We start from the raw sequence: 19,997 nt of genomic DNA on the forward strand, positions 1-19,997 counted from the left end.
CCGGCCCTCCTGACGCGCTGCAGGCGCGACTCGCGGAGGCGGAGGGCGGAAGGGGGCTGGGCCTGGTGAAGGCGTGCGCGGACTTCTGCGGCTGGCACCCGTCGGCGCGCTTCGGGGACCGGGGGAAGTACGTGTGGTGCGAACTTGCGGCGGCCTAGCTCGTTGATCACGTCGTACGGAAAGGAGAGCTGATGGTCGGCTCGTCGCACGAGGCACTGCACCGGATCTTCCAGAAGGACCCGGCGCTGCTGACGAGAGCACTGCAGAAGGTGCTGCACGTGCCATTTCCCGAGCCGAGGGAGATCGCCGCGCTGAACGTGGACCTCACCGAGATCGAACCGGTCGAGCGTCGCGTGGACACGCTGTTACGGGCGGAGACGGACGAGGGCACCTACCTGCTCGTGGTCGAGTCCCAGGGAAAGACAGACGAGCGCAAGCGGGGCAGCTGGCCCTACTACCTGGCCTACTTGTACGAGAAGTACCGGTGTGAGCCGGTGCTCATAGTCATCACGCAGAGCAGTGCCACGGCGCGCTGGGCGTCGCGGCCGATCCGGCTCGGCTTCCCCGGCTGGCATTCGCTGACCGTCCGGCCTCTGGTGCTGGGCCCGGACAACGTGCCGGTCATCGCGGACGAGCGGCAGGCCGAACACGACGTACCTCTTGCGGTTCTCTCGGCGATGACACACGGGCGTGGCCCGCAGGCTCCGGCAATACTGGAGTCCCTGGCATCCGCCCTGCGGACCATCGACCCCGACAGCGCCGCGGTCTTCGTGCAGTTCGTCGATTCATGCCTGGCCGACTCCCAGGCGAAGCAGATGTGGAGGGACCTGATGACGGCGATTCAGTACTTCTGGCGCCACCCGCTGGCCGAACAGGTACGCGAGGAAGGCAGGGAAGAGGGCCGGGAGGAAGGCAGGGAGGAAGGCCGCATCGAGGATCGCCGCGGGATGATCCTGCGCATCCTCGAGTGGCGCGACATCCCGGTGCCGCAAGACGTCCGCGAGCGGGTCGAAGCCTGCACCGACCTCGACCAGCTGGAGACCTGGGCCCAGCGGGCCGTACACGCCACCGCCGCACAGGGACTGTTCACCGAGGAGTGAGCGGACGCCCGGGCGAAGCAGAGGCGGCGGGACGGAGCTGATGGCGACTCAGTACTTCTGGCGCCACCCGCTGGCCGAACAGGTACGGGAAGAAGGGCGGGAGCAGGGCAGGGCAGAGGCCCGGGCCGAAATGGTTCTCCGCATCCTCGAGTGGCGCGGCATCCCGGTGCCGCAAGACGTCCGCGAGCGGGTCGAAGCCTGCACCGACCTCGACCGTCTCGAGATCTTGGCCCGGAGGGCCCTGCACGCCACCGCCGCACAGGAGCCGTTCACCGAGGAGTGAGCGTTCGCCCGCCGGGCCGCCCGCCGTTCAGCGGGCGCCCGGCGGGCGCGCCGCGACCTCGGCCGGCGAGCCCCCGCAGGAAGGCCACCGCGCCAACCGCCGCGTATCACGATTCGGCAACACACCCTTGCCCGCGCGTGTGTAATCGATTCCAATCCTCCGTGTAATCGATTCCACAAGGAGGTGGATCGGCGATGGCGAGCATCAAGGACGTCGCCGCCGAGGCGGGTCTATCGGTCGCCACTGTCTCGCGCGTCCTGAACGAGCACCCGTCGGTCAGCGCCGACGCCCGCGCGCGCGTGCTGGCGGCCGTCCAGTCGCTGGGCTACCGCCCCAACGCCGTCGCCCGTTCCCTGCGCACCGACCAGACCCGCACCCTCGGCCTGGTCATCAGCGACGTGCTGAACCCGTACTTCACCGAACTGGCCCGCTCGGTGGAGGAGGAGGCCCGCGCCCTCGGCTACAGCGTGATCATCGGCAACGCCGACGAGCGCCCCGACCTCCAGGACCACCACGTACGGACCCTCCTGGACCGCCGGATCGACGGCCTGCTGGTCTCCCCCACCGACGGCGGCTCCCCGCTGATGCTGGACGCCGCCCGCGCGGGGACGCCGATGGTGTTCGTCGACCGGTGGATCGAGGGGGTGGACGTGCCCGTGGTCCGCTCCGACGGCCGGGCCGCCGTCCGGGACCTCGTCGCACATCTGCACCGGCTGGGGCACCGCAGGCTCGCCATCATCGCGGGCCCGGCGGCCACCACCACCGGCCGCGAGCGCGTCGACGCCTTCCGCGAGGCCCTGGCCGCCTACGGCATCCCGCTCCCGGACGCCTACATAGGCCAGGGCGACTTCCAGGCCGAGAGCGGCCGCCGGGTCACCGAGGGCTTCCTCGACCTGCCCGAGCGGCCCGAGGTCGTCTTCGCCGCCGACAACCTGATGGCGCTCGGCGCGCTGGACGCCCTCCGCGCGCGCGGACTGCGAGTGCCCGACGACATCGCGCTGGCCGCGTTCGACGACATCCGCTGGTTCGTGCACACCGACCCGCCGATCACCGCGATCGCCCAGCCCACGGGCGAGCTGGGGCGCGCCGCCGTGCGCGCGCTGGTGGACCGCATCGAGGGGCGGCCTCCCCGGTCCGTCACCCTCCCCGCCCGGCTCGTCGTCCGCCGCTCGTGCGGCGAGCGGGCCGCCGCGCAGGCCCCCGCTGCGCGGCTCTCCCCCCTGCAAAGGAGAACTCCGTGAGCAACCCGGACGAGTTGCTGCGCATCGAAGGCATACGGAAGACCTTTCCCGGCGTGGTCGCGCTCGACGGCGTCGACTTCGATCTGCGCCGCGGCGAGGTGCACGTACTGCTCGGTGAGAACGGCGCGGGCAAGAGCACCCTCATCAAGATGCTCTCCGGCGCCTACACCCCCGACGCCGGACGTGTCCTGGTCGACGGTGAGGAGGTGCGCATCCAGGGCGCCGCGGACTCCGAGCGCCTCGGCATCGCCACCATCTACCAGGAGTTCAACCTGGTGCCCGATCTGACGGTCGCCGAGAACATCTTCCTGGGCCGCCAGCCACGCCGGCTGGGGGTGATCGACCGGAAGCGGATGGAGGCGGACGCCGCCGTCCTGCTGGAGCGGGTCGGCGTCGACGTGTCCCCGCGCGCGCGGGTGCGCGAACTCGGCATCGCCCGGCTGCAGATGGTCGAGATCGCCAAGGCGCTCAGCCTGGACGCGCGCGTGCTGATCATGGACGAGCCGACCGCCGTGCTCACCTCCGAGGAGGTGGAGAAGCTGTTCACGATCGTGCGGGCGCTGCGCGCGGACGGGGTCGGCGTCGTCTTCATCACCCACCACCTGGAGGAGATCGCCGCCCTCGGCGACCGGGTCACGGTCATCCGGGACGGCAGGAGCGTCGGCCAGGTGCCCGCGTCCACCCCCGAGGACGAGCTGGTACGGCTCATGGTGGGACGGTCCATCGAGCAGCAGTACCCGCGCGAGCGCGCCGAGACCGGATCCGCGCTGCTCACCGTCGAGGGACTGACCCGGGACGGCGTCTTCCACGACGTCAGCTTCGAGGTGCGCGCCGGTGAGGTCGTCGGTGTCGCGGGGCTCGTCGGCGCCGGGCGCACCGAGGTCGTCCGGGCGGTGTTCGGGGCCGACCCCTACGACCGGGGCGCGGTGCGGGTCGACGGCGCCGCGCTGCGCCCCCACGACGTGGGCGCGGCCATGGCCGCCGGCATCGGGCTGGTGCCGGAGGACCGCAAGGGCCAGGGGCTCGTGCTGGACGCCTCCGTCGAGGAGAACCTCGGCCTGGTGACCCTGCGTTCGGCGACCCGCGCCGGGCTCGTCGACCGCAAGGGGCAGCACGCGGCGGCCGAGCGGATCGCCGGGCAGCTCGGGGTGCGGATGGCCGGGCTCGGGCAGCACGTGCGGACGCTGTCCGGCGGCAACCAGCAGAAGGTCGTCATCGGCAAGTGGCTGCTGGCCGACACCAAGGTGCTCATCCTCGACGAGCCGACGCGCGGCATCGACGTGGGCGCCAAGGTCGAGATCTACCAGCTCGTCAACGAGCTGACGGCCGCCGGAGCCGCCGTTCTGATGATCTCCAGCGATCTGCCCGAGGTGCTCGGCATGAGCGACCGGGTGCTGGTGATGGCGCAGGGCCGGCTCGCCGGTGAACTCCCCGCCGCCGAGGCCACGCAGGACGCCGTGATGGCGCTCGCCGTCGGCACGCCCGGCACGTCGGACACGCCCGGCGGTGCCCCCGACTCCAGCAAGTCCCCCCACACCCCTACCACCGGACGGGAGGCCACCCGTGGCCACTGACACGCTCAAGAGCACGACGGGCGCGGGTGGCGCCTCGGGCGGCCTGCGCCGCGTCCTGCTCGACAACGGCGCGCTCACCGCGCTCGTCGTCCTCGTCATAGCCCTGTCGGCGCTGTCCGGCGACTTCCTGACGACGGACAACCTGCTCAACATCGGCGTCCAGGCGGCCGTCACCGCCATCCTCGCCTTCGGCGTCACCTTCGTGATCGTCTCCGCGGGCATCGACCTGTCGGTCGGTTCGGTGGCAGCGCTGTCGGCGACCGTGCTCGCCTGGAGCGCCACCTCGGCCGGGGTCCCCGTGGTGCTAGCGGTCGTCCTCGCCGTCGCCACCGGCATCGTCTGCGGCCTGGTCAACGGCTTCCTGATCGCGTACGGGAAGCTGCCGCCGTTCATCGCGACGCTGGCCATGCTGTCCGTGGGCCGCGGTCTGTCCCTGGTGATCTCGCAGGGCTCCCCGATCGCCCTGCCGGACTCCGTCTCGCACCTCGGCGACACGCTCGGCGGCTGGCTGCCGGTGCCGGTGCTCGTGATGGTGGTCATGGGCCTGCTCACGGCGTTCGTGCTGGGCCGGACGTACATCGGCCGCTCGATGTACGCGATCGGGGGCAACGAGGAGGCGGCCCGGCTCTCGGGTCTGAAGGTCAAGAAGCAGAAGCTGGCGATCTACGCCCTGTCCGGGCTGTTCGCCGCGGCCGCGGGCATCGTGCTCGCCGCGCGGCTGTCCTCCGCGCAGCCGCAGGCCGCGCAGGGTTACGAGCTGGACGCGATCGCGGCGGTCGTCATCGGCGGCGCCTCGCTGGCCGGCGGCACGGGCAAGGCCTCGGGCACGCTGGTCGGCGCGCTGATCCTGGCGGTGCTGCGCAACGGCCTCAACCTGCTGTCCGTGTCGGCCTTCTGGCAGCAGGTCGTCATCGGGGCCGTGATCGCGCTGGCGGTGCTGCTGGACACGGTGCGGCGCAAGGCCGGGGCCACCCCCGCCGCCGCCGGCACCTCCCCGGGCGGAAAGGGCAGGCAGGCCGTCCTGTACGGCCTGGCCGCCGTGGTCACCGCGGCCGTGGTGGCCGCGACCTCGCTGCTGCACTCCGGCTCCGCCGCCACCGCCGCGCCGAAGATGGGCCTGTCGCTGTCCACGCTGAACAACCCGTTCTTCGTGCAGATCCGGGCAGGCGCGCAGGCCGAGGCGAAGAAGCTGGGCGTGGACCTGACGGTCACGGACGCGCAGAACGACGCCTCCCAGCAGGCCAACCAGCTGCAGAACTTCACCAGCTCGGGCCTCGGCGCGATCATCGTCAACCCGGTGGACTCGGACGCAGCGGGACCGTCGGTCCGCACCGCCGTCCGGGCGAAGATCCCGGTGATCGCGGTCGACCGGGGCGTCAACAAGGCGACGACGAAGGCGCTGGTGGCGTCCGACAACGTCGCGGGCGGCGAACTCGCCGCGAAGACGATCGCCCAGAAGCTCGGCGGCAAGGGGAAGGTCGTGATCCTGCAGGGCCAGGCCGGCACCTCGGCCGCCCGGGAGCGCGCCGCGGGCTTCGCCCAGGGCCTGAGGGACTACCCGGGCATCCAGGTCGTGGCCCAGCAGCCCGCCGACTTCGACCGCACCAAGGGCCTCGACGTGATGTCGAACCTGCTCCAGGCACACCCGGACGTCCAGGGTGTCATCGCCGCCAACGACGAGATGGCGCTCGGCGCGGTCAAGGCGCTGGGCGCGAAGGCCGGCAAGTCGGTCCAGGTGGTCGGGTTCGACGGCACGCCGGACGGTCTGACGGCGGTCAAGGGCGGCACGCTGTACGCGTCGGTGGCGCAGCAGCCGAGCCGGCTGGGCAGGATCGCGGTGGACAACGCGCTGCGGGCCGCCCAGGGCAAGAAGGTCGCCACGACGGTGAAGGTGCCGGTCAAGGTGGTCACGAAGCAGAACGTGGCCGGGTTCAGCGGCTGAACATCGGGCGGGCGGCGGGCGGTCACGGCGACCGCCCGCCTCCCGTCGTCTCTCAGGGGAGTCAACTCATGTACGACTACGACCTCCTGGTCGTGGGGTCGGCCAACGCCGACCTGGTGATCGGCGTCGAGCGGCGGCCCGCCGCCGGGGAGACCGTGCTGGGCTCCGACCTGGCCGTCCACCCGGGCGGCAAGGGCGCCAACCAGGCCGTCGCGGCCGCCCGGCTCGGAGCCCGTACGGCCCTGCTGGCCCGGGTCGGCGACGACGCTCACGGGCGGCTGCTGCTCGACGCGCAGCGGGCGGCCGGGGTCGACACGGCGGGCGTGCTCGCCGGCGGGGCGCCGACCGGGGTCGCGCTGATCACGGTGGACCCGTCCGGGGACAACAGCATCGTGGTCTCCCCCGGCGCCAACGGGCGGCTCACTCCCGAGGACGTCCGGTCGGCGGACCGCCTCCTGCGGTCCTCCCGGGTGGTCTCGGCGCAGTTGGAGATCCCGCTGGAGACGGTCGTGGAGGTGGTGCGGAACCTGGCGCCCGGCAGCCGGTTCGTGCTGAACCCGTCGCCGCCGCGCGCGCTGCCGCGGGAGCTCCTCGCCGCGTGCGACCCGCTGATCGTGAACGAGCACGAGGCCAAGGTGATCCTGGGCTCCAACGATGCCGGTGACGCGCCCGAGGACTGGGCGCGGGCGCTGCTCGCGCACGGCCCGCGCTCGGTGGTGGTCACGCTGGGCGCGCGGGGCGCGCTGGTGGCGTCCGCCGCGGAGGTCACGCGGGTGCCCTCGGTGCGGGTGGACGCCGTGGACACCACGGGCGCGGGCGACGCGTTCACCGCCGCGCTGGCCTGGAAGCTGGGCGCGGGCGCGGCCCTGGCCGAGGCGGCCGCCTACGCGGCCCGGGTCGGGGCGGCCGCCGTCACCCGGCCGGGGGCGCAGGAGTCCTTCCCGACGGCGGCGGAGGTCGCGGCCGTATGAAGAAGGCCGGGATTCTGAACCGTCATCTGTGCGGCGCGCTGGCCGAGCTGGGCCACGGCGACGGGGTGCTGGTGTGCGACGCGGGGATGCCGGTGCCGGACGGCCCGCGCGTCGTGGACCTGGCGTTCCGGGCCGGGGTGCCGTCCTTCGCCGAGGTGCTGGAGGGGCTGCTGGCCGAGCTGGTGGTGGAGGGGGCGACTGCGGCGGCGGAGGTGCGCGGGGCCAACCCGGCGGCGGCCGCGCTGCTGGACGGGCACTTCCCCGATCTCGCCCTCGTCCCCCACGAGCGGCTCAAGGAGCTGTCGGCGGGCGCGCGTCTGGTCGTACGGACCGGGGAGGCACGGCCGTACGCGAACGTGCTGCTGCGGTGCGGGGTGTTCTTCTAGGCCCTGTACCGGCCGATCAAGTGCCGGGAGAGCGCAGGCGCGGTCATGCGCACGAAGCCTGGAGGGGGCCCGGTCCGTCGGACCGGGCCCCCTCGGCTTTCCCCTCCTGCATCAGAACCCCCGCGATCCCCCCAGATCCCCCTCCAGAAGTTCTGATGCCAGGTACGACACCAGCCGCGCGGAAAAGGTTGCACGGATCCCGGATTTTCTTATGGACGGTGCTCAGGGGCCGGTGCGCTCCCCCGCCCGGCGCGCCCGCGCGACCTCCTGGTGCAGCCGGCCGAACGTCCACGGCGTCACCGCCGCCAGCTCCGCGACCACGCGGCCCAGCCAGTGCGGGTCGCCCAGCCGGTGCGTCTCCCCCGCGCCGTGGATCTGCGACAGGAGTTCCTCCAGCAGCATCAGCCGGGCACCCGGGTAGCCCCGGACGTGGCGGTCGAAGTACACCGTCCGGTCCTCGTACGGCTCGCGCACGGTCAGGTGCAGGTAGCCGCCGCCGCTGCCCCGGAGCCCGGGCAGCAGGGCGAGCAGGCCCCGCAGCGTGTACACGCCCTTGTTCGGGTACCTGCCGCCGAGGGTCAGGCGCATTCGCGACATGATCCTGGACCAGGGGATCGGCTCTCCCGCCCCGTCCGGGGTGTGCGGGTACAGCCCCTGCGAGCGGAACTCGATCCAGGAGCCGCCCGGGCGCCGGGAGTCCCCCACCACCCAGCGGCCGTCCACGAGTTCCAGCGGCCCCAGGGACGTTCCGGTGTCCGTCATGCGCTCATTGGATCACGTGTTCCCCCTGCGCGTTCCACTCACGCGTTCGACGCACTGCGTCGCGGTCCCGCACCCGCGTCGGCGTACCCGCGCGTGAAGCCGCCGCCGGGCGGTGGCCGGACAAGACCGTGTCCACGCCATGTTGTTCGAGGGGTCGAACGAGAGGGAGCCGGGGCCGTAAGGTCGGCAGCACGGCGTGGCCGACGGGGGTGCCGCGGACCGTGGGGGTGTGGCCGGCGGCGGGGAGCCGGGGGCCGCGCCGGCGAGGACGTACGACCAGACGCTCGACCGGAGGACGACTACATGACGGTGACCCTGGCGGACGTGGCGGCCCGCGCCCAGGTCTCGCCCGCGACGGTGTCGCGCGTGCTGAACGGCAACTACCCGGTGGCCGCCACCACGCGCGAGCGGGTGCTGAAGGCGGTCGACGAGCTGGACTACGTCCTCAACGGCCCCGCGAGCGCGCTCGCAGCCGCCACCTCCGACCTCGTCGGCATCCTGGTGAACGACATCGCCGACCCGTTCTTCGGGATCATGGCGAGCGCGATCCAGTCCGAGATCGGAGGTCCGGGAGGCCGGGCGGGCGGGGAACGGCTGGCGGTGGTCTGCAACACGGGCGGCTGCCCGGAGCGCGAACTGACCTACCTCACGCTGCTGCAACGGCAGCGGGCCGCCGCGGTGGTGCTGACCGGCGGGGCCATCGAGGACGCCTCGCACACGGCGGCCATGACGGCGAAGCTGCGCAGGCTGGCGGACGCCGGGACGACGGTGGTGCTGTGCGGCCGGCCGCCGGCCCCGGACACCGACGCGGTGGCGCTTGCCTTCGACAACCGCGGGGGCGCCCGGCAGCTCACGGACCATCTGATCGGCCTCGGCCACCGGCAGCTCGGCTACCTGGCCGGTCCCGAGGAGCGCACCACGACCCGCCACCGCCTGGAGGGGCACCGCGCGGCGCTGGCGGCGGCGGGAATCGAGGAGGACCCGCGCCGGACGGTGTACGGTCGCTACGACCGGCGGTCCGGCTACGAGGCGATGCTGGAACTGCTGCGCCGGGACGTGACGTTGACCGCCGTCGTCGCCGCGAACGACTCCGTCGCGCTCGGCGCGTGCGCCGCGCTGCGCGACTCCGGGCTGCGCATCCCGGAGGACGTCTCGGTGGCGGGCTTCGACGACCTCCCCTTCAGCGTCGACGCGGTGGCCTCGCTGACCACGGTGCGGCTCCCCCTCGCGGAGGCGGGCGCCCGGGCGGGACGCATAGCGATGGGGCGCGAGGAGCCCCCGCCCGGCGGGATCGCCACGTTGCGCGGGGAGTTGATGGTGCGGGGGTCCTCCGGGGTGCCTCGGGGTGGGCGCGCGGGGGCGTAGGTCCTTCGGCCCTGCCCTGCCCCCACGCCCTCGGCGCTCCCTGTCCGTGGCCCCGGAGCCGCTTCCTACCGGGTGGCCCCGAAGTCCTGGGTCCAGTAGTCGCCGGGGCCGGCGTGGCCGACGCCGATCTCCTTGAAGGAGCAGTTCAGGATGTTGGCCCGGTGGCCGGGGCTGGACATCCAGCCGGACATGACCTGGTCGGCGGTGGAGTAGCCGTAGGCGACGTTCTCGCCGTAGGTGCTCCAGTCGTAGCCGGCCCGCGTGATCCGGTCGCCCGGGGAGGAGCCGTCGGAGCCGGTGTGCGACATGTTCTGGTGGGCGGCCATGTCCTCGCTGTGCGCCTGGGCGGCCTTGGCCAGGGTCGCGTTCAGTGTCACGGGCGAGCAACCGGCCTTGGCGCGCTCGGCGTTGACGAGTTCCACGATGCGGGCGGTGACCCCGGAGGCCGTTGCGGTGGGCTTTGGGGTGCTCGACGCCGTGGGAGTCGTGGAGGCGGGGGCGGTGGACTTCGCCGCGGGGGTGGAGGCCGTGGCCTTCGGGGTGGGGTGGGACGCGGTGGCCCGGGGGGTGTGGTGCCTGGTCCGCTGCGACGGCTTGACGGCCTTCGGCCGGTGCCGGTGCCCGGCCGTCTTCGAAGCGCTCGCGGAGGGGGTGGGAGTCGCCGACTGCTCACCGCCCCCGTCGGTGTTCCAGGCGCGGTACAGGTCGCTGTCGTTCCACCAGTCCCGGGAGGTGTCCCTCGCGGCGGCGGACGTGTTCCCGCCGTCGTCCTGCCAGTCGGCGCAGGCCATGGCCACGGACGGCACGCCCACGGCGCCCACGGCGACGGCGGCGACGACTATGCGCCGGTAGCGGCTGTCCTTGCGATGCTTGCCCATGCGTGACCTCACTCGGTGATCGCCGAGGCTTGAACTCCGCTTCCGGTCTGCGGTGACGCCTTGCGGGTCGTCATTCTTGGGAGGGCCACGGACCTGACGCAAAGAGCGCTTCTACTACCTGTCCTCGTAGGCGCGTGATGGATCTTGCCGGGCTGGGGCGGCGGGCGGGCACGCCCTCCGCGGATCCGACGGGAAGGCGACTCTCCGTCAGCACGGTGCCGGGCGGGAGAAGTCGGCGGGCACGGCGGAGAGGCGGGATGCCGTAGCGCCCGGTGCCGCGACAGGTCACCACCAAGACGGACATAGGCGACTATGTCGCCTGGGCCGTCGTCTACTATCCCGCACCCCTAATCGCCGATCCCCCTGTGACCGACATCACGGAACCGCACCCTCCGCCCCCACAGCCGGCCGGCCTCGACCCGCGCGAAACACCCCCGTGACGACAGGCGCCGCCGGAGTGCGGCGAGTAGGGTCCGTGAGCATGAAGCTGGCGTTCTCCACCCTCGGTGTCCCCGGCCTTCCGATACCGGACGTGGTCCGGCTCGCGGCCGCCCACGGCTATCACGGAGTCGAACTGCGCGCCCATCCCGAGGAGCCCGTGCACCCCGGCATCGACCAGGCCGAGCGGGACCGGGTCGTCACGGAGTTCAAGGCCCAGGGGGTCGAGATCCTGGGGCTCGGGGGGTACGCGCGCGTGGCGGCGCCGGGCGACGACGGCCCCGTGCTCGCCGAGATCCGCGGCCTCGTCGACCTGGCCCACGACCTGGGCGCCCCCTTCGTGCGCGTCTTTCCCGGCGCCGCGCCCGAGCAGAGTACGGAGGAGGCCGACGCGACCGCGGCCCGCCGCCTGGGCACGGCCGCCCAGTACGCCGCCGACCTCGGCGTGCGGATCCTGCTGGAGACCCACGACTCGCACCGCACCGGCGCCGACGCCCTCCGCGTCCTCGGCGCGGTCGGCCACCGCCACGTGGGCGCGCTGTGGGACGTGATGCACACGTTGCTGGGCGGCGAGCAGCCGCAGGAGACCTTCGCGGCCCTCTCCCCCTACCTCGGCTACGTCCAGGTCAAGGACATCGCCTCGGCCGACGACACCAGCCCGCTGCCGCTCGGCGCCGGCGTCCTGCCGCTCACCGAGTGCGTGGAGGTCCTCTCCCGCAACGGCTGGGACGGCTGGCTGTGCTGGGAGTACGAGAAGCGGTGGTACGAGGCCGCCGCGCCGCTGCCGGACCTGCTCGGCCCCGGCCGGGAGCATCTGGTCCGGCTGCTCAGCGACTCGGCGTGAGCCGCCGGGGGCTCCACCGGGTTCCGTGAGGCGGCTCCCCCGTGGCCAGTGAGGCGCTCCACCGGGTTCCGTGAGGCGCTCCCCCGTGGCCAGTGAGGCGCTTCACCGGGTTCCGTGAGGCGCTTCACCGGATCCCGTCAGGCGTTCCACCGAACCTTGAGCGCGCGAGTGGACGCATATGTCCCGGTCGTGTACCAGCCGCACTATTTAAGCTGTTGATACGGATCCAAGACATTTCGTCCCCGAAGGACAGAGAGCCCGTGATGCGCGCACAGCGGCGGGGGCCCGCGGGGCCCGCCGCCCCGGGAGCGGAGGGTCTGCCCTTCCACGGCCCCAGGCTGGCCGCCGCCCGCGCGGTGGCGCAGGTCGCCGCCCTGGTGGCCGCCGCCCTCGGCGCGGTGGGCCTGTCCGGCTGGATCTTCGGCGTCGAGGTCCTGAAGAGCGTGCTCCCGGGCGTGACCGCGTCCATGAAGGCCGACACCGCGGTGGCGGTGCTGGCGCTGGGTCTCTCCTTGTTCGTGGTGGCCCGCGCGCCCACCTCCCGGGCGGCGCTCGCGGCGGCCCGCGCGGCCGCCGTCCTGGCCGTCGTGATCGGCGCCCTGACACTCCTGGAGTACGCCACCGGGAAGAGCCTGGGCATCGACGAGCTGCTGTTCAAGGACGACACGGCCCAGGTGGAGACGTTGGCACCGGGGCGCATGGCGCCGACCACCGCCGGGGCGCTGATGCTCAGCGGCGCGGCGGCGCTGTGCGGGAGCACGGCCAGACTGCCGGCCTGGACGGCCCAGATCCCGGGGCTGACCGTCCTCGCCCTGGGCCTGCTCCGGTTCTACGGGTTCCTCTACGACGTGCCGCAGCTGGACCGGCTCGGCGCCTTCCGGGGCATGGCCCTGCACACCGCGCTGGCCATGGTGCTGCTGGGCGTCGCGGCCTTCCTGGCCCGGCCGGACGAGGGCCCGGCCGGGCTGGTGACGAACGCCGGGACCACGGGCGCGCTGGGCCGCCGGCTGCTCGCCGCCGCCCTGGTCGCTCCGCCGCTGCTGGGCTGGATCGTGCTGGCCGGCCAGAACGCGGGACTGTACGAGGAACACCAGGCCACGGCGCTGCTGGTGTGCGGCCAGGTGGCCGTGTTCACCGCGGTGAGCTTCGCCGCGCTGGCGGTGGGCCGCCGGGTCGAGGTGGCGCACGCCCGCGCCGAGTGGCAGGTCCGGCAGAACGAACTGCTCCAGGCGTTCATGGACCACACGCCCGCGGTCGTGTTCATCAAGGACCTCGACGGGCGTTACCTCGCCGTCAACACCCGGTGGGAGGAGAGCACGGGCGTCTCCCGCCGGCAGGCGCTGGGCCGCAGGGACGAGGACGTGCTGCCGCCGGAGGCCGCCCGGCACGCACGCGCCGCCGACCTGGAGATGCTCGCCCGGGGCACGTCCGTGCAGCGTGAGGACGTCCTCGGGGTGGCGGAGGCGCCGCGGCACTACCTGACCACTCTCTTCGCGCTCACCGATCCGTCCGGCCGCCCCTACGCCGTGTGCGGGGTCGCCACCGACATCACCGAGCGGGTGGCGGCGCAGCGCGAGATCGCGCGGGCCACCCGGCGCTTCCTCGCCCTGCTGGAGTCCGCCCCCGACGCAACCCTCATCACCGACGGCGACGGCATCGTCATCCTGGCCAACGCCCAGGTGGAGCCTCTGTTCGGCCGCACGGCGCGCGATCTCGTCGGCGGCAGCGTGCACGAGCTGGTGCCCGGTCCGCGGCGCCGGCACCACACCGCGCTCCTCGACGCGTACCTTCGGCTGCGCGATCCCGAGCCGACGGTCGTGGACCGGGGCCTGTACGGGCTGCGCGGCGACGGCAGCGAGTTCCCGGCCGAGGTGAGCGTCAGCACCCTGCAGGCCGAACAGGACACCCTGGTCTTCCTGACCGTCCGGGACATCACCGAACGCAGGCAGGCCGAGGCCGAACGCGCCGAGCGCTACGAGCAGCAGCGGCGCATCGCCTACACGTTGCAGCACAGCCTCATGGGCGTGCCGCCCCGTCTGCCGCACCTGCCCAGCGCCCACCGGTACCTGGCCTCCCTCCAGGACCCCGGGGTCGGCGGCGACTGGTTCGACCTCGTCCCCCTGGACGAGCACCGCACGGGCGTCGTCATCGGCGACGTGATGGGCCGGGGCCTGGAGGCGGCGGCCGTCATGGGCCAGTTGCGGGCCGCCGCCCACGCCCTGGCCCGTACGGGCATGGAGCCCGGCCGGCTCATGGCCGGGCTGGACGCGTTCGTCGCCGACCTGGCGGGGCAGCTCGTCACCTGCTGCTACCTGGTGATCGACCAGGAGACGGACGAGATCACCCTGTCCTCGGCCGGGCACCTGCCGGTCATCGCGCTGCCGCCCGGCGGCCCCGCCCGGCGGCTTCCCGTGCCGGTCGACGTGCCCCTCGGCGTCAACGATCCGGGCGGCGGCACGCCGTACCGGGCGGTGACGCTGCCGCTGGCGCCGGGCAGCACGCTCGCCCTCTACACCGACGGGCTGGTCGAGCGGCCCGGCACCGACATCGACGCCCAGATCGACCTCCTCGCCCACGCCCTCGGGAGCGCGCTGGAGGGCGCCCCCACCGGTCCCGACCGCCTCGACCGGGCCGCGGACCGGCTGGTCGAGGCGCTCATCCCGGACACGGAGGCCCACGACGACGACGTGACCCTGCTCCTGGTCGCGCTGCCCGGCCCGGCGACGGCACCCCGGACCGGGCAGCGCGCCCGGCCGGTGGCGGCCCGTCCGGAGGCACCCGCGCCCCACGAGCGGGGGCCGGAACCGCCCTCACAACCCGTCAGCCACCCGCTCGGCTGAGCACACGGCCCCGCACCACCCCTCCGGCGGGCCCGCACCGCCCTCCGACCCCACCCCGCACCGCCCCGGCGCCCCCGGCACCGCCCCTTCGGCGGCCTCGCATCGTCCTCGGGGCGGCCCGGTCCCTGCCCTCCGGCGCCCGCGCCGGCGCGGAGAGTCCTACGGCACCGCCCTCCCCGCGGGCACGGGGCCCTGCCTCCCACACCCGCACCCTGGCACCGCGAGCCCTGCCGCCCCGCGCCGCGGCGTGCCCGGTCCCTGCCCTCCCCCACCCGCACCCTGGCACCGCGAGCCCTGCCGCACCATCCACTCGACGCCCCGTCCCCACGCGACGACACCGGCGCCAGGTCCTGCCCTCCCACATCACGCCTCCGCGCCGCGAGTCTCACCGGCCCGCCTCCCCCGCCAGCCGCACCGTGTCCCCCACCGCCCCGACCGGCTCCTCCGCCCCCGTCTCCGCCGCACCGTCGGCAGCCCGCACCCTCGCGGGCGCCAGGGACGTCAGCGCCACCCCGCCGACCAGCAGGGCCGCCGCGCACCAGCGCAGCGGGCTCACCGGCTCGCCGAGGAACAGCGCCGCGGACGACATGCCGAAGACCGGCACGAGGAGGGAGAAGGGCGCGACCGTGGAGGCGGGGTGGCGGCGCAGCAGCCAGCCCCAGGCGCCGAAGCCGAACACCGTGGTGACCCAGGCGACGTAGAGGACGACGCCCGCGCCCTGCCAGTCCAGGGCGCGAAGCGCGGCGAGGTCGCGGGACGGGCCCTCCGTCAGGAGCGACAGGCCGAGGAGCGGGAGCACCGGAACCGTGCTCACCCAGACCATGAAGTTCAGCGGGTCCGGCGGGGAGGCCCTGCGGGTGAGGACGTTGGACAGGCCCCAGCAGGCGGCCGCCGCGACCACGAGGGCGAACGCGCCGAGCGGGCCGGCCGTGCCCTCGTCGACCGCCGCGAGCGCCACGCCGCCGAGGGCCACCGCCATGCCCAGGGCCCGCGGCCGGGTGGGCCGTTCGCCGAGGACGGCGCAGGCGATGAGCGCGGTGAACACCGCCTGGATCTGCAGGACCAGGGAGGACAGCCCGGCGGGCATACCCGCGCTCATCCCGACGAACAGCAGCCCGAACTTGGCGACGCCGAGCACCAGTCCGACCGCCACGATCCACTTCCAGGGAACCTTCGGCCGGCCCACGAGGAGGACGGCGGGCACCGCGGCCGCCAGGAAGCGGAGCGCCGAGAACAGCAGGGGCGGGAAGTGGCCGAGGCCGACCTCGACGACCGTGAAGTTCACGCCCCAGACGGCGGCGACCAGGACGGCGAGGAGGAGGTGTGCGGGTCTCATGCCGTCGAGCCTCGCCCGCCGGACCGTGCAGCACCAGCGCGGATTTCTACCGGGACGGATGAAGCACTGCTTACGGATACCGTGGCGACGACGGGCGGACCCGGTGAGCCTAGGCTGACGGTCCAGTCCCCCGGGAGGCCCCGCCATGCTCGATCTCCAGCGTCTGCGCGCCCTGCACGCCGTCTCGGTGCACGGCACCGTGGGGGCGGCCGCCGCCGCGCTCGGCTACACCTCCTCCGCCGTGTCCCAGCAGATCGCCAAGCTGGAGCGGGAGACCAGGACGGTGCTGCTCGAACGCGCGGGGCGCGGGGTCCGGCTCACCGACGAGGCGCACCAACTGGTCGCCACCGCACGGGAGCTGATGGCGATCGTGGAGCGGGCCGAGACCGAGCTCGAGGAGCGGCGCGGGCAGCCCGCGGGACGGCTGACCGTGGCCGCGTTCGCCTCGGCCGCGCGCGGGCTCATGCCGCCGGTGCTGGCGGACCTGGCCCGGCGGCACCCCGCCCTCGACGCCCGGCTCAGCGAGATCGACCCGCATCTGTCCGTGGACCTGGTGGCCAAGGGCGCGGTGGACCTCGCCGTCGCGCACGACTGGGACATCGCGCCGCTGCCCGCCCCGGCCGGGGTGGAGCACGCGCTCATCGGGGACGACCTGTGCGACCTGCTCGTGCCGGCCGGGCATCCGTTCGCCGGGCGGACGGCGGTGCGCCGCGCGGAGCTGGGCGGTGAGCGGTGGATCTGCCAGCCGCCGGGCCGGGTCTGCCACGACTGGCTGCTGCGCACGCTGCGGGCCGCCGGCCACGAACCGGACGTGGTGCACCAGGCCGACGAGAACCCGACGCTCGTCGCCCTGGTGGCCGCCGGCCTCGGGGTCGCGCTGATCCCGCGCCTGGGCCGCGGCCCGCTGCCGGACGGGGTGGTCGAGGTCCCGCTGGACCCGTTGCCCGTACGGCGGTTGTACGCACTGTGGCGTCAGGGTGCCGCGCGCCGTCCGTCGATCGCGGAGACGGTGCGCACCCTGCGGGAACACTGGCCGGCGGTGTCGGCACACACACCCCGCTGAGCACGCCCGCACCAACTTCCGGCGATCCGCGCCCGGCCGGGAACCCGGCCCCCTCCCCGCCCGTCCCATGCACAGGCTGCCGGATGAGTCCCCGCCGTGCGGTGTCGGCCCTCGCTGCTGGCTGCGATCGCCGACCACCCTCTCCGCCGTACCGCGGCCGGCAGCACGCCGCCGTCGGCGCGCCCCCCTTTCACGGCGCCGATGGCGGCCCCCCGCCGAGTCCTGTGCGTTCCCTTGACTGGCAGAAACTTCCCGGATATTGGTGACTCCTCGGAAGTTTCCTTCAGCGACACTCCAGCGGATCACCTCCGGAAGGAGCGCACGTGCACGACACCGGCACGGAAAGCAAGGGAAGCACGGAAGGCGCGGGGAACAGACGGGCCGCGGGGCCCTCCAGGCGTTCCGTCCTCGCCGCGACGGCGGGGCTCACCGCCGCCCTGGCGGTCGGCGGCTCCGCGCACGCCGCCCCCGCCGACGACGACCGGCTTCGCGCCCTCATCTCCCGCATGACGCTGGAGGAGAAGGTCGGCCAGCTCTTCGTGATGCGGGTCTACGGCCACTCGGCCACCGCCCCCGACCAGACCGACATCGACGCCAACCTCAAGGAGATCGGCGTCCGCACGGCCGCCGAGCTGATCGCCAGGTACCGGGTCGGCGGCATCATCTACTTCACCTGGGCGCACAACACCCGTGACCCGCACCAGATCGCGGACCTCTCCAACGGCATCCAGCGGGCCTCGCTGGAGCAGCCGCGCGGTCTGCCCGTGCTCGTCACCACCGACCAGGAGCACGGCATCGTCTGCCGGGTCGGCAAGCCCGCCACCCTCTTCCCCGGCGCGATGGCGATCGGCGCCGGCGGATCCCCCACCGACGCCCGCGCCCTGGGCCGCATCTCGGGCGCCGAGCTGCGCGCGATGGGCATCAACCAGGACTACTCCCCCGACGCCGACGTCAACGTCAACCCGGCCAACCCGGTCATCGGCGTACGGTCCTTCGGCGCCGACCCCGACGCGGTGGCCGCCCTGGTGGCGGCCGAGGTGGAGGGCTACCAGGGCTCGCGGGTCGCGGCGACCGCCAAGCACTTCCCCGGGCACGGCGACACCGCCACCGACAGCCACTACGGCTTCCCGGTCATCACGCACAGCCGCGACCTGTGGGAGAAGCTGGACGCGGCGCCCTTCCGGGCCGCGATCGAGGCCGGCATCGACTCGATCATGACCGCGCACATCCAGTTCCCGGCGCTCGACGACTCCGGCGACCCGGCCACCCTCTCGCACCCGATCCTGACCGGCATCCTGCGCGGCGAACTCGGCTACGACGGGGTCGTGGTCACCGACTCCCTCGGCATGCAGGGCGTCCGCACCAAGTACGGCGACGACCGGGTGCCGGTGCTCGCGCTGAAGGCGGGCGTGGACCAGTTGCTCAACCCGCCGTCCCTGGACGTCGCCTGGAACGCGGTGCTCCAGGCCGTGCGCGAGGGCGAGCTGACCGAGGCCCGGCTCGACGAATCGATCCTGCGCATCCTGCGGCTGAAGACGAGGCTGGGGCTGTTCGAGCAGCCCTACGCCAGCCAGGCCCGGGTCGCCACCACGGTCGGCAACCCGGCGCACCAGTACACGGCCGCCCGCATCGCCGACCGCACGCCCACACTGCTGGTCAACCGGGACCGGCTGCTGCCGCTCTCCCGCAGCGAGCACCGCAGGCTGCTCGTCGTCGGCGCCGATCCCGCCTCCCCGTCGGGCACCACGGGCCCGCCCACCGGCGTGCTCGCCGCCGCCTTCACCGAACTGGGCTTCACGGCCACCGTCCTGTCGACCGGCATCACCCCGTCCGCGGCCACCATCGACAAGGCGGTCGCGGCGGCCCGGGACGCGGACGCCGTGGTGGTCGGCACGTACAACGTCGGTGCGGGCAGCTCGCAGCGGACCCTGGTGCAACGGCTCGTGGCCACCGGCCGCCCGGTGGTGGCCATCGCCATCAGGAACCCCTACGACGTGGCCCAACTGCCGTCCGTCCCGGCCTTCCTGGCGGCGTACTCCTGGACGGACGTGGAACTGCGCGCGGCCGCGCGGGTCGTGGCCGGCCGGGTGGAGCCGAACGGGAAACTGCCGGTGCCCGTGCAGCGCGCGGACGACCCGGCGAAGGTGCTGTATCCCCTCGGGTACGGCCTGACGTACTAGCCGGGTTCGCACATCGGACGTACCAGACGTACGACGCGCACCCGGCGCACCGCCTCCAACTGGACCGAAACACCCCACATGTCTGGCGTGGCCCGCCGCGGCGGGCCACGCTGGACCCGGGTGGACCGGGGGGGATGGCGATGCGCAAGACGTGGTCCGTGGGGCAGGCGTGTGCCCTGGCGGCTCTGCCCGCCGTGTTCCTGGCCGCCGTACTGACGGGCTGCCAGAAGGTGGGGGCCGGGCCGGCGGCGCAGCACGGCCCGCCCGGCGGCACGCCGACGGCCTCGCGGCCCTCCGGCTACGGGGCGGTGTTCCTTGCGGTGGACGAGTGCAGCTCCTTCGGCACGACCAGCTTCACCGAGGTGCCGTGCTCCGGGGAACGGGCGGCGGCCCGGGTGATCGCCCGGCACGACGGCGCGGTGCGCGACGGCCCGCCCTGCCCGCCCACCACCGACTTCGTGCTGCACATCAGCGCCCAGCGGCGGTCCTCCGGCGAGCGGGGCGACGGCACGATCCCGCAGGGCTACGCCTGTATGCGCAACCTGGAGCCGCCGCACCCCGGCGACCCCGGCGGCGGGGGCGGCCCACGCACCGTCGTCGGCGACTGCGTCTACGGCGCCGGCCGGGGCGAGGTCCGGGAGACCGCGTGCGACGGCTCGGGGAAGCGGAAGCCGGAGTACCGGGTGACGCGGGCGGTGCGCGGCCGCTCGGAGTGCCCGGCCTCGACGGCCCTGTACGTGCAGCTGGGCGGGGAGCGGCCGGTGGGCTGCGCCCGGAGACTGTGACGCCTCCGG

At 73.9% G+C, this 19,997-nt stretch carries 16 protein-coding genes; 13 read left to right on the forward strand and 3 right to left on the reverse strand.

The annotated features are described in order from the left end of the window. The first annotated feature begins 191 nt into the window (after positions 1–191). The 7 genes from ACF1A5_RS23970 (at position 192) to rbsD (ending at position 7,497) form a co-directional block, all read left to right on the forward strand. A complete protein-coding gene (locus ACF1A5_RS23970; RefSeq protein ID WP_392194911.1) occupies positions 192–1,100 on the forward strand; it encodes a hypothetical protein in 909 nt (302 codons plus the stop codon). Between the two features lie 40 nt (positions 1,101–1,140). After that, positions 1,141–1,383: a hypothetical protein gene (locus tag ACF1A5_RS23975; protein ID WP_392194912.1), complete on the forward strand. Its 243-nt coding sequence runs from the start codon at positions 1,141–1,143 to the stop codon at positions 1,381–1,383. 194 nt (positions 1,384–1,577) lie between these two features. Then, complete coding sequence (locus ACF1A5_RS23980) at positions 1,578–2,624, forward strand: LacI family DNA-binding transcriptional regulator (RefSeq protein ID WP_392194913.1); 1,047 nt, start codon at positions 1,578–1,580, stop codon at positions 2,622–2,624. Further along, a complete protein-coding gene (locus ACF1A5_RS23985) occupies positions 2,621–4,198 on the forward strand; it encodes a sugar ABC transporter ATP-binding protein (RefSeq protein WP_392194914.1) in 1,578 nt (525 codons plus the stop codon). The genes ACF1A5_RS23980 and ACF1A5_RS23985 overlap by 4 nt, the downstream gene beginning before the upstream one ends. Next, the gene (locus ACF1A5_RS23990; protein ID WP_392194915.1) at positions 4,188–6,140 is read left to right on the forward strand and encodes a substrate-binding domain-containing protein; all 1,953 of its coding nucleotides are present in this window, start codon (positions 4,188–4,190) and stop codon (positions 6,138–6,140) included. Before ACF1A5_RS23985 ends, ACF1A5_RS23990 begins: the two co-directional genes overlap by 11 nt. 68 nt (positions 6,141–6,208) lie before the next feature. Then, a complete protein-coding gene (locus tag ACF1A5_RS23995) occupies positions 6,209–7,111 on the forward strand; it encodes a ribokinase (protein WP_392194916.1) in 903 nt (300 codons plus the stop codon). Next, positions 7,108–7,497: a D-ribose pyranase gene (gene rbsD, locus ACF1A5_RS24000; protein WP_392194917.1), complete on the forward strand. Its 390-nt coding sequence runs from the start codon at positions 7,108–7,110 to the stop codon at positions 7,495–7,497. Before ACF1A5_RS23995 ends, rbsD begins: the two co-directional genes overlap by 4 nt. A gap of 222 nt (positions 7,498–7,719) precedes the next feature. Here the strand turns inward: rbsD and ACF1A5_RS24005 are convergent, their stop codons facing one another. Beyond that, entirely contained in the window at positions 7,720–8,259 is a 540-nt protein-coding gene (locus ACF1A5_RS24005) for a hypothetical protein (protein WP_392194918.1), read from the reverse strand. A 303-nt stretch (positions 8,260–8,562) separates the two neighbouring features. On the opposite strand from ACF1A5_RS24005, the gene ACF1A5_RS24010 reads away from it, so the two are divergent. Beyond that, positions 8,563–9,624 carry a LacI family DNA-binding transcriptional regulator gene (locus ACF1A5_RS24010; protein WP_392194919.1) on the forward strand — a complete coding sequence of 354 codons (1,062 nt, stop codon included), beginning with the start codon at positions 8,563–8,565 and terminating at the stop codon, positions 9,622–9,624. A 65-nt stretch (positions 9,625–9,689) separates the two neighbouring features. Here the strand turns inward: ACF1A5_RS24010 and ACF1A5_RS24015 are convergent, their stop codons facing one another. Beyond that, positions 9,690–10,502, reverse strand: a complete 813-nt coding sequence (locus ACF1A5_RS24015; RefSeq protein WP_392194920.1) for a CAP domain-containing protein — start codon at positions 10,500–10,502, stop codon at positions 9,690–9,692. A 481-nt stretch (positions 10,503–10,983) separates the two neighbouring features. Here ACF1A5_RS24015 and ACF1A5_RS24020 point away from each other — a divergent pair, with 481 nt between their 5' ends. Both ACF1A5_RS24020 and ACF1A5_RS24025 read left to right on the forward strand, forming a co-directional pair. Next, positions 10,984–11,784 (forward strand): sugar phosphate isomerase/epimerase family protein, encoded by an 801-nt coding sequence (locus tag ACF1A5_RS24020; protein WP_392195066.1) that lies wholly within the window; start codon positions 10,984–10,986, stop codon positions 11,782–11,784. Positions 11,785–12,047: 263 nt separating this feature from the next. Then, entirely contained in the window at positions 12,048–14,624 is a 2,577-nt protein-coding gene (locus ACF1A5_RS24025; RefSeq protein WP_392194921.1) for a SpoIIE family protein phosphatase, read from the forward strand. A 385-nt stretch (positions 14,625–15,009) separates the two neighbouring features. On the opposite strand, the gene ACF1A5_RS24030 is transcribed toward ACF1A5_RS24025, so the two are convergent. Next, on the reverse strand, positions 15,010–15,960 hold the full coding sequence (locus tag ACF1A5_RS24030; protein WP_392194922.1) for an EamA family transporter: 951 nt from the start codon (positions 15,958–15,960) through the stop codon (positions 15,010–15,012). Between the two features lie 145 nt (positions 15,961–16,105). Between ACF1A5_RS24030 and ACF1A5_RS24035 the strand changes: the two genes are divergently transcribed. The 3 genes from ACF1A5_RS24035 to ACF1A5_RS24045 all read left to right on the forward strand — a co-directional run bounded on the left by ACF1A5_RS24035 (position 16,106) and on the right by ACF1A5_RS24045 (position 19,988). Further along, a complete protein-coding gene (locus tag ACF1A5_RS24035) occupies positions 16,106–17,023 on the forward strand; it encodes a LysR family transcriptional regulator (protein ID WP_392194923.1) in 918 nt (305 codons plus the stop codon). Positions 17,024–17,346: 323 nt separating this feature from the next. Then, complete coding sequence (locus tag ACF1A5_RS24040; RefSeq protein ID WP_392194924.1) at positions 17,347–19,203, forward strand: glycoside hydrolase family 3 protein; 1,857 nt, start codon at positions 17,347–17,349, stop codon at positions 19,201–19,203. Between the two features lie 140 nt (positions 19,204–19,343). Then, positions 19,344–19,988, forward strand: coding sequence for a hypothetical protein (locus ACF1A5_RS24045; RefSeq protein ID WP_392194925.1), 645 nt, complete (start codon positions 19,344–19,346; stop codon positions 19,986–19,988). Positions 19,989–19,997: the final 9 nt, after the last annotated feature.

Origin of the sequence: Streptomyces sp. NPDC014864 (assembly GCF_043081525.1) — a bacterium.
In the GTDB taxonomy this organism is placed as follows: Bacteria; Actinomycetota; Actinomycetes; order Streptomycetales; family Streptomycetaceae; genus Streptomyces.

What these genes read in the sequence shown, in the direction of transcription:
- ACF1A5_RS23980 (WP_392194913.1), top strand. Translation starts at nt 1,578, where the DNA reads ATGGCGAGCATCAAGGACGTCGCCGCCGAGGCGGGTCTATCGGTCGCC.
- ACF1A5_RS24020 (WP_392195066.1), top strand. Translation starts at nt 10,984, where the DNA reads ATGAAGCTGGCGTTCTCCACCCTCGGTGTCCCCGGCCTTCCGATACCG.
- ACF1A5_RS23975 (WP_392194912.1), top strand. Translation starts at nt 1,141, where the DNA reads ATGGCGACTCAGTACTTCTGGCGCCACCCGCTGGCCGAACAGGTACGG.
- ACF1A5_RS24025 (WP_392194921.1), top strand. Translation starts at nt 12,048, where the DNA reads ATGCGCGCACAGCGGCGGGGGCCCGCGGGGCCCGCCGCCCCGGGAGCG.
- ACF1A5_RS24005 (WP_392194918.1), bottom strand. Translation starts at nt 8,259, where the DNA reads ATGACGGACACCGGAACGTCCCTGGGGCCGCTGGAACTCGTGGACGGC.
- ACF1A5_RS24045 (WP_392194925.1), top strand. Translation starts at nt 19,344, where the DNA reads ATGCGCAAGACGTGGTCCGTGGGGCAGGCGTGTGCCCTGGCGGCTCTG.
- ACF1A5_RS23970 (WP_392194911.1), top strand. Translation starts at nt 192, where the DNA reads ATGGTCGGCTCGTCGCACGAGGCACTGCACCGGATCTTCCAGAAGGAC.
- ACF1A5_RS23995 (WP_392194916.1), top strand. Translation starts at nt 6,209, where the DNA reads ATGTACGACTACGACCTCCTGGTCGTGGGGTCGGCCAACGCCGACCTG.
- ACF1A5_RS24030 (WP_392194922.1), bottom strand. Translation starts at nt 15,960, where the DNA reads ATGAGACCCGCACACCTCCTCCTCGCCGTCCTGGTCGCCGCCGTCTGG.
- ACF1A5_RS24035 (WP_392194923.1), top strand. Translation starts at nt 16,106, where the DNA reads ATGCTCGATCTCCAGCGTCTGCGCGCCCTGCACGCCGTCTCGGTGCAC.
- rbsD (WP_392194917.1), top strand. Translation starts at nt 7,108, where the DNA reads ATGAAGAAGGCCGGGATTCTGAACCGTCATCTGTGCGGCGCGCTGGCC.
- ACF1A5_RS24015 (WP_392194920.1), bottom strand. Translation starts at nt 10,502, where the DNA reads ATGGGCAAGCATCGCAAGGACAGCCGCTACCGGCGCATAGTCGTCGCC.
- ACF1A5_RS24010 (WP_392194919.1), top strand. Translation starts at nt 8,563, where the DNA reads ATGACGGTGACCCTGGCGGACGTGGCGGCCCGCGCCCAGGTCTCGCCC.